The organism is Paenibacillus sp. DCT19 (genome assembly GCF_003268635.1).
Classification (GTDB): domain Bacteria; phylum Bacillota; class Bacilli; order Paenibacillales; family Paenibacillaceae; genus Paenibacillus.
This window is the reverse complement of record NZ_CP029639.1, coordinates 5,136,965-5,149,822: the sequence shown is the minus strand read 5'-3', so window position 1 is coordinate 5,149,822 and position 12,858 is coordinate 5,136,965. Positions and strand designations below refer to the sequence as shown.

The 12,858-nt window shown below is 45.6% G+C and carries 13 protein-coding genes and 1 pseudogene; all 14 read left to right on the top strand.

What is annotated here, in order from left to right:
• Positions 1 to 3: 3 nt before the first annotated feature.
• The 14 genes and pseudogenes from minD to pheA all read left to right on the top strand — a co-directional run bounded on the left by minD (position 4) and on the right by pheA (position 12,742).
• Positions 4 to 798, top strand: coding sequence for a septum site-determining protein MinD (minD, locus tag DMB88_RS23555; RefSeq protein ID WP_056697960.1), 795 nt, complete (start codon positions 4 to 6; stop codon positions 796 to 798).
• Between the two features lie 225 nt (positions 799 to 1,023).
• Positions 1,024 to 1,908: a M23 family metallopeptidase gene (locus DMB88_RS23550; RefSeq protein WP_128103296.1), complete on the top strand. Its 885-nt coding sequence runs from the start codon at positions 1,024 to 1,026 to the stop codon at positions 1,906 to 1,908.
• A complete protein-coding gene (locus DMB88_RS23545; protein ID WP_128103295.1) occupies positions 1,901 to 2,761 on the top strand; it encodes a M50 family metallopeptidase in 861 nt (286 codons plus the stop codon). Before DMB88_RS23550 ends, DMB88_RS23545 begins: the two co-directional genes overlap by 8 nt.
• Positions 2,762 to 2,868: 107 nt before the next feature.
• Entirely contained in the window at positions 2,869 to 4,119 is a 1,251-nt protein-coding gene (locus DMB88_RS23540) for an Rne/Rng family ribonuclease (RefSeq protein WP_128103294.1), read from the top strand.
• Between the two features lie 155 nt (positions 4,120 to 4,274).
• On the top strand, positions 4,275 to 4,586 hold the full coding sequence (gene rplU, locus DMB88_RS23535) for a 50S ribosomal protein L21 (protein WP_128103293.1): 312 nt from the start codon (positions 4,275 to 4,277) through the stop codon (positions 4,584 to 4,586).
• A gap of 14 nt (positions 4,587 to 4,600) precedes the next feature.
• Positions 4,601 to 4,930 (top strand): ribosomal-processing cysteine protease Prp, encoded by a 330-nt coding sequence (locus DMB88_RS23530; protein ID WP_128103292.1) that lies wholly within the window; start codon positions 4,601 to 4,603, stop codon positions 4,928 to 4,930.
• A gap of 23 nt (positions 4,931 to 4,953) precedes the next feature.
• Positions 4,954 to 5,265, top strand: a complete 312-nt coding sequence (gene rpmA / locus DMB88_RS23525; protein WP_128103291.1) for a 50S ribosomal protein L27 — start codon at positions 4,954 to 4,956, stop codon at positions 5,263 to 5,265.
• A 151-nt stretch (positions 5,266 to 5,416) separates the two neighbouring features.
• Entirely contained in the window at positions 5,417 to 6,154 is a 738-nt protein-coding gene (locus tag DMB88_RS23520; protein WP_128103290.1) for a Spo0B domain-containing protein, read from the top strand.
• A 17-nt stretch (positions 6,155 to 6,171) separates the two neighbouring features.
• Positions 6,172 to 7,480: pseudogene (gene obgE, locus DMB88_RS23515) on the top strand (GTPase ObgE).
• 235 nt (positions 7,481 to 7,715) lie between these two features.
• The gene (locus tag DMB88_RS23510) at positions 7,716 to 8,153 is read left to right on the top strand and encodes an ACT domain-containing protein (RefSeq protein ID WP_128103289.1); all 438 of its coding nucleotides are present in this window, start codon (positions 7,716 to 7,718) and stop codon (positions 8,151 to 8,153) included.
• Between the two features lie 102 nt (positions 8,154 to 8,255).
• On the top strand, positions 8,256 to 9,542 hold the full coding sequence (locus DMB88_RS23505) for a homoserine dehydrogenase (RefSeq protein WP_128103288.1): 1,287 nt from the start codon (positions 8,256 to 8,258) through the stop codon (positions 9,540 to 9,542).
• Positions 9,543 to 9,828: 286 nt separating this feature from the next.
• A complete protein-coding gene (thrC, locus tag DMB88_RS23500) occupies positions 9,829 to 10,899 on the top strand; it encodes a threonine synthase (protein WP_056697925.1) in 1,071 nt (356 codons plus the stop codon).
• Complete coding sequence (gene thrB / locus DMB88_RS23495; protein ID WP_128103287.1) at positions 10,896 to 11,864, top strand: homoserine kinase; 969 nt, start codon at positions 10,896 to 10,898, stop codon at positions 11,862 to 11,864. Before thrC ends, thrB begins: the two co-directional genes overlap by 4 nt.
• On the top strand, positions 11,861 to 12,742 hold the full coding sequence (gene pheA / locus DMB88_RS23490) for a prephenate dehydratase (RefSeq protein WP_128103286.1): 882 nt from the start codon (positions 11,861 to 11,863) through the stop codon (positions 12,740 to 12,742). The genes thrB and pheA overlap by 4 nt, the downstream gene beginning before the upstream one ends.
• Positions 12,743 to 12,858: the final 116 nt, after the last annotated feature.

Genomic DNA, 12,858 nt, shown 5'->3' with positions numbered 1-12,858 from the left:
CTCATGGGAGAGGCAATCGTGATCACTTCGGGTAAGGGCGGCGTAGGTAAAACCACCACCTCAGCAAATATCGGGACTGCGCTGGCATTGCTCGGAAAAAAAGTTTGTCTAGTAGATACAGATATCGGTCTTCGAAATCTTGATGTCGTAATGGGACTCGAAAATCGGATCATTTATGATCTATGTGATGTGGCAGATGGCCGCTGCCGTCTGAATCAAGCTTTAGTTAAAGATAAGCGTTTCGAAGAATTATATATGCTGCCTGCAGCACAAACGAGAGATAAGAACTCCGTATCACCAGAACAGGTGAAGGATATTATTTTGGAGCTAAAAAAAGATTTTGAGTACGTTATTATTGACTGTCCCGCTGGGATTGAGCAGGGATTCAAGAACGCAGTTGCAGGTGCAGACCAAGCGATCGTAGTAACTACACCTGAGAACGCTGCTGTGCGTGACGCGGATCGTGTAATCGGCTTGCTGGAGAGCTCGCACATCCAATCTCCAAAGCTCGTTGTGAACCGGATTCGTAACAACATGGTGAAGTCGGGCGATATGCTCGATATTGACGGTATACTGCAGGTGCTTAACATTGATCTAATCGGCATTGTCCCTGATGATGAACTGGTTATCAAAGCCGCGAATTCTGGAGAACCTACGGTCATGAATCCAGATTCGAATGCAGCGATTGCGTACCGCAATATTGCTCGTCGTATTCTGGGGGACACAGTTCCTTTGATGCAGCTAGAGCAGAAAAAAGGCGCGTTCACACGCTTCAAAAAATTCTTTGGTATGGGTTAATTACATTCCCATGATGAGATATCTATTACATAAAGCCGGGCAATCAGCCCGGTTTTTTTGCATTTTCTTCAGCGATTTTTCAGACACGACCTAGTTATAGAATGTCTTCTGCAATAACCTAGGGCTTGTTCATATTATGAGTGGAACCTTCATAGGATGTAGTAAGAGAATTGTGATGCTTATCCAAGTGAATATCTTAAACAAGCCTCGGCGGGAGGATATATTATGAATGCGAAACTCAGAATCAAGCAGAGAAGAGAAGAGCGCATCCGGCGTTTACTGAATGATGCAACGAGGGAGATTATTCAAGAGCGGGAAGTCAATTCGAGGACAGATGCGAATGTATGGAGGAAACAGCCGAACGAGCCGGTTGCAGATCGTCAGAATGGATTTTTCAATGTGAAGAATTCGGTAGCGGAGCAAGAGCGAGATCCGGAGATTTTGTGGAAAAAAGAGAACGGCTACTATGGATCAGATCATCCGGTTCGTTTTAATCTAGTTAAATCGTTTGTGCGTCGTACGGTGATTAGTATTGTTATTTTTGGTGCAGTATGGGGCTTGTTTCAGTTGAACAACACATGGAGCGTCTCCCCCAAAACAGTGATCACGGACGCTCTTCATCGAGATATGGACTTTGCCTCCATGGCCGCATGGTATAATCAGAACTTTGGCGGTCCGCCATCCTTTCTACCTGTGTTAGGACATACAACAGATGCTGTCAATGGCTCAGGTATTCGTTCACTATTGGCCAAACCGATCTCGGGAACCATTGTTCAGCCTTTTGCCTTGAGCATGAAGGGTGTGGAAATCGTGCCGGAAGCTGCTGGTTCAAGCCTCATACAAGTAGCCAGCTCGGATGCTGGACGCGTGCTTCAGGTTCTGGGGGAAGCGGAAAGTGGCATAACGGTTGTGATTCAGCATACGGGCAATGTGACTGCTATATATGGACGATTACATGAGAGCGAAGTTGAAGTGAATGATTGGGTAGAGGCAGGGTCTCCTGTGGGGAACCTACAATCAAGTAATGATGGACAACCCGCTACATTATATTTTGCTGTTAAAGAGGGCGAACAGTACGTAGATCCCGCTGAAGTGGTTGCCCTTGATTAGATTATGGGGTGTCCGCGTTTCCATGCATCCATTCTTTGTTATCATCATGCTGGCTTCGCTTGTAACCGGTCATTTTATTGAGCTCATCACATTGTTTGCCATTGTGTTTATCCATGAGTGTGGACATGCGGCAGCGGCAGCTCTTCTGGGTTGCCGTGTTGTATCTATTCAGATGCTCCCTTTTGGTGGGGTAGCGGTAATTGAGGATGGGGGCAAACTTACGGCTTGGCGAGAGATTGTGATTGCGCTCGCCGGACCCATGCAGAACATATTGATGGTGGGCGTGGTATTGCTATTGCAGTACATGCATGTTGGAGATCCAATCTTCTTGTCCTACATTATCCAAGGGAACTTGCTTATTGCTTTATTCAACCTGCTGCCGATCTTGCCACTTGATGGTGGGAAAATTGTACAGGCACTAGTCAGCCTGGTCGCTCCTTATTATACAACCCTCATGTGGACGTACAGAATAAGTATTCTCGTCAGTATAGGGGTTATTGTATATGCTGTAGGGCGCTGGATTGCTGGCGATTACGGACTCCCCTTAAATATCCTGTTAGTGGGGCTGTTTCTGTTCTACTCCAATGTTACTGATTACCGGAATATTCCATATCGATTTATCCGCTTCTTAATGAATAGAGAAGCGGCTTTTGTCCATCATGCGGCTATAGGTAGTTTGGCGCAGCCGATAATCTCATTTCCCGCGAAACCTTTGGACACCATTTTGCGTCTATTAAAGAGAGAGAGATACCATATGGTATATGTGATGAATCGACAGGGGCGAATTTTAGCTGTGTTGCCTGAGCAACGGATTATCAGTTCCTATTTTAAACAAAATGCTGATAAGTCATAAGTTGCTGGTGAACCTGCTCTTCATTGGGGTAATACATATACATATGGGTATTGCAATGATATAGAAATGGATGTGGATGATGTGAATTGTCTTCTAGAGGTGAAGCCATGAAACAAATGATTGTACATAACGAACATAACCTCATGCAAATGGCGCTTCTGGAAGAAGGCAAAGCTGTGGAGTTTACAGCAGAGCGTACACGAGAGCGAGGGCTACTAGGCTCCTTTTTCAAAGGGCGTGTAGTCAACGTATTACCGGGTATGCAGGCTGCTTTTGTGGATATTGGTCAGAGAAAAAATGCTTTCCTATATGTTGATGACGTGTTGCATCCTCATCTGGAGAAACAGCCTAAAGTGAAGCCTTCTATTTCCGAATTGCTTCGTCCAGGTCAGGATGTGATTGTTCAGGTTCTGAAGGAACCCGTAGGAGGTAAAGGTGCTCGGGTGACGACTCATTATTCTCTGCCTGGTCGATGGCTTGTCTATATGCCGATGGCAGATTACATAGCCGTGTCCAAGAAGATCGCCCGTGAAGGGGATCGTTCCCGCCTCAAAGCACTTGGTGATCAGCTCAAGAGGGATGAAGAAGGGCTTATTATCCGTACCGTATCTGCAGAGGAACAGCGCGAGGCGATTGAATCTGACCTCGAAACATTGCGTGAGCAGTGGCGTTTGATTCGTGAAAAAGCGAACAGTTTGCCTTCTCCAAGCTTGCTTCATCGGGATCAAAGTATGGTACAGCGAATCATCAGGGATGTGTACACGCCAGGCAGTGATGTAGTGATTACGGATAGCGAGGAGCAAGCCCGTGAGGTGACAGCTCTGCTTGAGGAGATCTGTCCAGGTCACCAGCCAGAAGTACAGGTACATCGGGGATCAGAACCGATATTTGCCGCTTATGGCGTGCAGGAGCAATTGAATAAGGATTTTGCTCGTAAGGTGTGGTTACCTGGAGGTGGATACATCGTCATAGAGCATACAGAGGCGCTTACGGTGGTCGATGTGAATACGGGCAAATACACTGGCGCGGGTGGAGATAGTCTTGAGGAGACCGTGACGGAAACGAACATGCAGGCAGCGATTGAGATTGCGCGTCTCATGCGGCTAAGAGATATCGGTGGCATGATTATCGTAGATTTCATTGATATGACGGAAGCCTCCAATCGTCAAGAAGTATCCGCAGCGCTGGAGAGTGAGCTCAAGAAGGATCGCACCAAAGCTTTTGTAATGGGCTGGACCAAGTTGGGACTGTTGGAGCTAACGCGTAAAAAGGTGCGTGAAGAGAGCACCCTACCTTATGTAGAGCTGTGTACATCTTGTCATGGAACGGGTAAAAGATATATTTCACCTTTGCATTGATTTTTAATATATTGCGTGATATAATCTTCAAGTATGTGTTTAGCCTATTCGGTCTTGCACATGCTGTAACCGCACTGGCCGGGTACAAGAATGGTTCCGCGAGGAGCTGTCACCTGAGACCGGGCGAGTCTGAGACATGAGGAGGTGCAAGGCAAATGTACGCAATTATTGAAACAGGTGGTAAACAGTACAAAGTCCAAGAGGGCGATGTTCTGTTCATCGAGAAATTGGCTGCGAACGATGGCGAAAGCGTAACGTTCGACCGTGTCCTGGCTGTATCTAACGATCAAGGTTTGACAGCAGGTACACCGTTGGTTTCCGGAGCTACTGTAACGGCTAAAGTGGAGAAACATGGCAAAGGTCAAAAGGTTGTTGTATACAAATACAAACCGAAAAAGAACTACCATGTGAAGCAAGGTCACCGTCAACCGTACACTAAAGTAACTATCGAAAAAATCAAAGCGTAAGGTAGGTGCGATAAGTGATTATCGTTCAAATCTTTCGTAATGAGGACGGGAGCATCGAACGCTTCTCGATCCAAGGGCATGCTAATTTTGCCAAACGGGGAGAAGATATCGTATGTGCCGGGGTATCTGCTGTTACAGTAGGTACAGTTAACTCGATTGAGGCATTGACTGGTGTCGAGATGGATACCAAAATGAAGAATGGCTTTTTAAGTGGTTCTTTACCTTCGCTCCCAAGAGAGGAAACTTTTGCTCAGGTACAATTGTTACTCGAATCCATGGTAGTTATGCTCTCTAATATTGCAGAGTCATACGGAAAGTATATTAAGATAGAGCAATCCAAATAATTTAAGAAGGAGGAAAACCAATCATGTTGAAATTAAATCTTCAGTTGTTCGCATCGAAAAAAGGTGTAGGTTCCACGAAGAACGGACGTGACAGTAATGCACAACGCCTTGGCGTTAAGCGTGCTGACGGCCAAAGAGTAACTGGTGGTAGCATTCTCGTTCGCCAACGCGGAACGAAAATCCACCCAGGTACTAACGTGGGTATCGGTAAAGATGACACTTTGTTTGCGAAAGTTGACGGCGTTGTGAAATTCGAACGTTGGGGACGCGATCGTAAAAAAGTAAGCATCTATCCTGTAGACGTTGCTCCAGTAGCAGCTACAGTAGAAGCATAATATCGGCATTCCGCCTAAGGAGCCTTCGGCATTTTTGCCGGAGGCTTTTTGTATTTTAAGAGTAATCGCTAATGAACTGACAGAAAAGACATGTTATACTTGGATACGGTGGGGTTAAATTAGCCGAGTTAGTGTAGAACGGGGAGAAGCCATGAAATCTTGGAAAAGAGTGCCGTGGATTGCGGCATGTTCGCTTCTGATTCCTTTGGTTTTCGTTATGCTGTATCCATCAGTCATTTCAGGTATTGTATGTGCGTTGTGGTCCGTTGCAGTGCTGGTGGTTTCGCTCTATTGGATGAACAGACAAGCGGAGGCAGAACGCAGAACAATTGTACAATCTATGGAAAAAACAGCAATCGCATCATTAAATCATCATCGGCATGACTGGATGAACGATCTTCAGGTATTGTATGGATATCTTCGACTAGGCAAACTTGATAAATCAGTGCAATGTGTGGAAAGAATAAAGGAACGAGTTACTGAGGAAAGCCGAATTTCGAAATTAGGTATTCCTTCACTCGTGTTTTACCTGCAATCTTTTCGAGCTAGTGGAGTTGCATTGGAATTGCATGTTGAAGTTGAGGAAGAGTTGCAGCTTAATGCTCTGGTTTCTCCCGAGGATGGCGAGTCACTTACAGGGGCGATTGCTGATGCAATTCGAGCCTATCAATTTGGCGGCGGCCGGTCGTCTTGGGGAGAGGTTCGCAAACTGACCTTGAGCTTTGGACAGGATCATGGAGATGTGGTCGTCCGATTGGACGGGGATCAAACACCCGATCCAGAAACAGTGCGGCATCTTGAGGCTGTACTTAAAGGGAAAAAAGTCAGGACGGAGCAGCTTCCGTCTGAGGATACGTTTATACAATTCCGAATGCCGTGTGGAATATAGGAAGAAGGGGTTAACCAATGTTTGTAGATAAAGCGAAGATTTATGTGAAAGCCGGAGACGGGGGGACGGAATTGTTTCGTTCCGTCGTGAGAAATATGTACCAAACGGCGGACCTGCCGGGGGGATGGAGGCCGAGGAGCTGACATCATTTTCCGCGTGGATGAAGGTTTGCGGACATTAATGGATTTCCGGTACCAACGACACTTCAAGGCTCCTCGTGGTGAAAAAGGCCGGAACAAAAGTCAACATGGTGCCAATGCGGAGAATATGATTGTTCGTATCCCGCCGGGTACAATCGTTGTTGATGAGGACAGCGGGGAAGTATTGGCAGATCTGACACGTCATGGTCAGCAAGTCGTTGTTGCCAAGGGTGGCCGAGGTGGTCGGGGTAACATTCGTTTTGCCACTCCGAAGAATCCAGCGCCTGAACTTGCTGAGAACGGTGAAGAAGGCGAAGAGCGTTACATCGTGCTTGAACTTAAAGTCATGGCAGATGTGGGGCTTGTTGGTTTCCCGAGTGTTGGTAAATCAACATTGCTGTCTGTCGTTTCGGCAGCCAAGCCGAAGATTGGTGCATATCACTTTACAACGATAACACCTAATCTGGGTGTGGTTGGTGTTGGTGAAGGTCGCAGTTTCGTTATGGCGGATTTGCCAGGACTTATTGAAGGTGCACATGAAGGTGTCGGACTTGGACATGAGTTCCTACGCCATGTTGAACGTACACGTATCATTGTGCATGTGGTTGACATGTCTGGTTCGGAAGGACGCGATCCTTTTGAAGATTGGCAAAAAATCAATGATGAATTAAAACTCTACAATCCTACATTGGCTGAGAGACCACAGATCGTGGCAGCAAACAAAATGGATATGCCGGAATCTGCAGAGAATCTAGAGAAGTTCCTGCAGCAGGTTCGTGAAGTGAAGCCGGATATTGAAGTTATGCCAATTTCGTCGCTTACTCGCCAAGGGATTCAAGAGCTGTTGTACCGCGCGGCTGATCTGTTGGATCAGATCCCGGATGAACCGGTTGTGGAAGAAGTAGCAGATATTTCGGAACGTAAAGTGTTTAGTTTGGACAAAAAAGAGGATGAAGGCTTCCGTATCGTACGTGAGAATGATACCTTCATTGTTGAAAGTGCCAAAATTGAACGTATGATGAAACGTATGCAGCTGAACTCCCACGAGGCAATTCTCAAACTTGCGCGTACATTGCGTTATATGGGTGTGGATGATGAGTTGCGTAAACGTGGTGCAGAAGAGGGTACGATTGTACGTATTGGCGAGTTTGAATTTGAATTCGTTGAGAGCAGCAGTTACTATTAAGCGTCATTCACGTTGATTTGATGCATAAGGTGATTTAAATAATTGCACAGAGTAGTGGGGTAACAACCCGCAGCTCTGTGCTTTTTTGTTTTTTTACTAACATGGAAGTAGGATAAGCTGTATACTGTGAGGAACATATTTTCAAAAATAGACATGTAATGTATTGCCCTTTTGCGCCACATCCTATATAATGTCCACTATATGAATACATGAGTCTTTGAGGAGAGGACGTTCTGTGAACGAACGCTATTACTTGGTACGTGAGGACATTTTGCCTGAAGCTGTTGTGAAGACCATGCAAGTGAAAGAGCTTCTTGCTTCGGGAGATGTCAAAACGGTGCATGAAGCCGTAGAGCAGGTTGGATTAAGCCGCAGTGCTTTTTATAAATACAAGGACGGCATTCATCTGATCAATCAATTGGAGCGAGAACGAATCGTTACCATTTCCATTGATCTGGAGCATCAGTCTGGCATATTGTCTCGTGTATTAGGACATGTCGCTGGTTATGGTGCTAACGTTCTTACCATTAATCAGAGTATTCCTCTTCAAGGAAGAGCGAACGTTGTTATTTCGGTAGAAACATCGCATCTTCACGGAGAGATTGGAGACATGTTGGAGCAAATGCAAGAAATGCCTGGCGTTCGTCGAACCCGCATTGTAGGTCAAGGTTAACGAGACGTTATCTTCATAACGTTCAATATAGTTGAACAAGTTGTTCAAATGTATAAATGTACAGAGGTGACAGCAAGAAGAGATATAGGGGGTATGTCGTTAGTGAAACCGGTAAAAGTAGGATTGTTGGGTTTGGGAACTGTAGGTACAGGGGTCGTCCGCATCGTGGAGGGGAACCAGGAAGATCTGAGTAGTCAGGTCGGCTCTCCCATTGTTATAGAGAAGATTGCTGTAAAGAATACGGAGAAAGATCGCGTTATTCCTGTTGATCGTGCGAAGCTCACAGAGGATCCTTGGGAAGTTATTCGACACCCCGATATCGATGTTATCGTTGAAGTTATGGGTGGCATTGATCAGACAAAAGCGTACATTCTTGAAGCGCTGGAGCGTGGCAAACATATTGTAACAGCGAACAAAGATCTGATGGCTCTGCATGGTTCGGAGATATTGGCGAAGGCACAGGAGAAACAATGTGACGTATTTTATGAAGCCAGCGTAGCTGGTGGGATTCCAATCATCCGTACACTAATTGAGGGATTTTCGTCGGATCGAATAACCCGAATTATGGGGATCGTGAATGGGACAACGAACTATATTTTGACTAAAATGAGCCAGGAAGGCGCCTCATATGAGGAGGTTTTGGCAGAGGCTCAGGCACTTGGTTACGCAGAGACTGACCCAACCTCAGATGTAGAGGGACTTGATGCCGCTCGTAAAATGGCGATATTGAGTACTTTAGGTTTTCGTACCAATGTTGAGCTGCAGGATGTGACAGTCCGCGGTATATCATCCGTGACTCGTGAAGATATTACGTATGCTAGAAGACTTGGATATGAAATGAAGCTACTCGGTATTGCTGATCGTCAAGATGATGAGATCACGATTAGTGTTCAGCCTACGATGGTTAGACAAAATCATCCGATTGCCTCCGTTAATGGGGTATTCAACGCCGTTTATGTTCATGGTGAAGCGGTAGGTGAGACGATGTTCTATGGTGCAGGAGCAGGGGAGCTTCCTACAGCAACGTCTGTAGTAGCTGACATTGTGGCCGTCATCAAAAACTTAAAGCTTGGCGTAAATGGTCTAAAAGCGATCGTGCCTTATAAACCTAAAAGACTACAAAGCGACGAACAGATTTTGTCAAAGAACTTCATCTTGTTGCATGTAGACGATAAGGCAGGAGTATTGGCGCAAATCACGCAAATTTTTGCAGAGTATGAGGTGAGTCTAGCATCGGTTGTTCAGCAGCCTAATGAGACTAACCCTGATGCCGAGATCATTATTGTTACCCATAATGCAAGCAAGGCCAGCATGGACAAGGTGCTTAAGCACTTCGAATCACTTAACGTTATTCGCCGAATTAAGAGTGTATACCGAGTTGAAGGCTAACATTCAGCATCGAATTACAATAAATGTAATGTTCTATATTTAGTGAATGTATATAGGTTCAACTAAACTTTTTACACGAGAACGGAGAGGACAGAAATAACATGGAGAAGCGGAGCGTTCGCCTTTATCCCCGGATTTCCCCTTTTAGAAAGGGATTCAAAAAAATCTGGGGATAACAGCGATCGGAAGGTTATTCTGTCATCGGAGTGGCAAGTGTAAACATTCTTTGGTTGAACCTATATAGAACCCAAATTGGAACTTTAAACGACAAAGGAGCTTACTTACAATGAGATATCAAGGACTATTGCAAACTTACAAAGAATACCTTCCGGTTAATGAAAACACACCTATGCTTACGCTGCAGGAAGGAAATACACCTCTGGTTCATGCAGAGAATCTGTCCAAAGAACTTGGCTTGAACTTATATTTCAAATACGAAGGCTTGAATCCAAGTGGTTCATTCAAAGACCGTGGTATGGTTATGGCTGTAGCAAAAGCAATGGAAGAAGGAAGCCGCACGATCATGTGTGCTTCAACAGGTAATACGTCTGCTGCTGCTGCTGCCTATGCGGCTCGCGGTGGATTGAATTGTATCGTGTTGATTCCGAATAACAACATCGCTCTGGGTAAGCTTGCTCAAGCTATGATCTACGGAGCTAAAGTCATTGCGATCAATGGTAACTTTGACCGTGCCCTGGAGATTGTCCGTGAGATCACTGCCAAACATCCTATCACGCTTGTAAACTCTGTCAATCCGTTCCGTATTGAAGGACAAAAGACAGCTGCGTTCGAAGTGGTAGATCAATTGGGTCAAGCTCCTGACGTATTGGCGATTCCTGTGGGTAATGCGGGGAATATCTCTGCATACTGGAAAGGCTTCAAAGAATACAAAGAGGCCGGTAAATCGAATTCCTTGCCACGTATGGTTGGTTTTGAGGCTGAGGGTGCTATGGCTATCGTTAAAGGTGAACCGATCCTGGAACCTGAAACTGTGGCTACAGCTATTCGAATTGGTAATCCAGCAAGCTGGAAAACAGCGGTTGCTGCAGCTGAAGAGTCCGGTGGACAGATCAACTATGTAACCGATGAAGAAATTTTGACAGCATACCGCACTATTGCGGCTCGTGAGGGTATCTTTGCCGAACCTGCATCTGCTGCTTCAGTGGCAGGAGTATATAAATTGAAACAAGAAGGATACTTTAAAGGTGGAGAGACTGTTGTCTGTGTATTGACAGGTCACGGCTTGAAAGATCCAAATATCGCGATCAAAACAGTAGCAACGGAACCACTTGTCGTGGAAGATACTGAAGAAGCGGTTATGGCGGCAATTGCACAACTGGAGCAACAATCCGTATGAGCTTGAAACAAAAAGTTACAGTCAAAGTACCTGCAAGTACAGCAAATTTAGGCCCAGGGTTTGATACCCTGGGTATGGCTTTATCTTTATATGCCTGGCTTGAGATGAAACCAGCTGAGCAGACGAGCTTTCATCTGCATGGAGATCATCTAACTGGTTTACCTACGGATAAATCTAACCTGATCTATGAGGTTGCACAGATGGTATTCAATGAAGCAGGAGTCTCCGTTCCTGAACTGGAGATATCCATGCTGTCCAATATTCCACTGACACGTGGTTTGGGAAGTAGTGCATCCGCCATTGTCGGTGCTCTGGCCGCAGCTAATGCGTTAATTGGTACACCTTTATCGGACGCGAAGCTTCTGGATATGGCTACATCGCTAGAGAAACATCCAGACAACGTGGGTGCTTCCTTGTATGGCGGCATTATCGCAGCGGCCTGGGATGGACATCATGTAGATCATATTCGCATTGAGCCGGCACAGGATTTAGAGGCGCTTGTCATTGTCCCGGACTTTCAACTATCCACAACCAAAGCGAGAGGTATCATTCCACAGCAGTTCGGCATGTCTGATATTGTGCACAACATCAGCAGGTCTTCTCTTTTGGTTGCTGCACTGTCGAGTGGCCGGTTAGATATGATTCATAAAGCGATGTCTGATCGTTTGCATCAACCCTACAGAGCTTCATTAGTTCCAGGGATGGCAGAGATTTTGGAGCATGCGGTAGATCACGGAGCGCTTGGTGCTGCATTGAGTGGTGCTGGTCCAACTGTCATTACCTTTGTAGATCGCCATAGTCAACGAAAAAATGAACTTGAGCAATATTTAATCGATACCATGGGGCGTGAAGGCATCACAGCGACAGCGATGTGGCTTGATCCGGATCTGGATGGTGTCACGGTGTTGCCTGATCAAGACGAAACACCTTTTTTGCACAGAGTTAAAGGGGACGTTAATGCATGAAACGAATTGCAGTATTGCCAGAAGGTTCAGTCTCCCATGAAGCAGTCGATTTCCTGTTTAATGGTGAACCGTTAGAATTGCTTCACTCCAAACTCATTTCAGATGTTTTCCGTGCGACGGATAGCGGGAATTCTCAATATAGCGTCATTCCAATCGAAAATACGATTGAAGGCTCGGTTAGTCTACATATGGACTGGCTCGTTAATGAAGTGGATATTGCGATGCAAGCCGAATGGGTATACCCATCGATTCAGAATGTCATCGGACATGGCTCGGAGTTCAGGAATGAAGAGGGTGGATATGATTTTGGTAAAATTACTAAGCTCATGTCACATCCGGTGGCTATCCCGCAGTGCCAGAACTTCATTCGTACACATTCCCCTGATGCGGATCTAGAGGGTGTAAACAGTACAGCCGAAGCGGTGGAGCTGGTTAAGAAGAACCCAGGTAAAGGCTGGGCTGCGATTGGTACAAGATTGGCTGCTCAGAAGCATGGCTTGGATATTATGGCTGAGCGAGTTACCGATCATGATAATAACTACACTCGTTTTGTTTTGATTGGTCATGAACCTGTTCAGATTCCTCGTGAGCCGGATCATGTAAAGACAAGTCTATTGGTTACATTACCTGAGGATGCACCGGGTGCTCTTCATCAGGTGTTGTCCGCGTTTGCTTGGCGTAAGCTGAATCTGACCAGGCTTGAATCGCGTCCAACGAAGAAGCGGCTTGGCAGTTATTATTTTTATATTGATGTAAAAGAAGCTGTTGATTCTGTGCTGCTGACTGCAGCGATGGCAGAGATTGAGGCTTTGAATTGCCAGGTGCGTGTCCTTGGCAGCTATCCTTGTTTTACTTATCCGTCTTTGAAGACAACCTAATATGGGCTGGATTAATAGAGATAGGAGCTAAAAAAAGGGTAAATCTCACACGTTAATGCTTGTCAATTGTTGTACAATACAGTGAGACTGATGATATTTTTCGAGAGTGAAGGATT

Coding starts and splice junctions, on each gene's coding strand:
- thrB (WP_128103287.1), top strand. CDS start 10,896: ATGAGCTTGAAACAAAAAGTTACAGTCAAAGTACCTGCAAGTACAGCA.
- pheA (WP_128103286.1), top strand. CDS start 11,861: ATGAAACGAATTGCAGTATTGCCAGAAGGTTCAGTCTCCCATGAAGCA.
- DMB88_RS23540 (WP_128103294.1), top strand. CDS start 2,869: ATGAAACAAATGATTGTACATAACGAACATAACCTCATGCAAATGGCG.
- rplU (WP_128103293.1), top strand. CDS start 4,275: ATGTACGCAATTATTGAAACAGGTGGTAAACAGTACAAAGTCCAAGAG.
- DMB88_RS23550 (WP_128103296.1), top strand. CDS start 1,024: ATGAATGCGAAACTCAGAATCAAGCAGAGAAGAGAAGAGCGCATCCGG.
- thrC (WP_056697925.1), top strand. CDS start 9,829: ATGAGATATCAAGGACTATTGCAAACTTACAAAGAATACCTTCCGGTT.
- minD (WP_056697960.1), top strand. CDS start 4: ATGGGAGAGGCAATCGTGATCACTTCGGGTAAGGGCGGCGTAGGTAAA.
- DMB88_RS23520 (WP_128103290.1), top strand. CDS start 5,417: ATGAAATCTTGGAAAAGAGTGCCGTGGATTGCGGCATGTTCGCTTCTG.
- rpmA (WP_128103291.1), top strand. CDS start 4,954: ATGTTGAAATTAAATCTTCAGTTGTTCGCATCGAAAAAAGGTGTAGGT.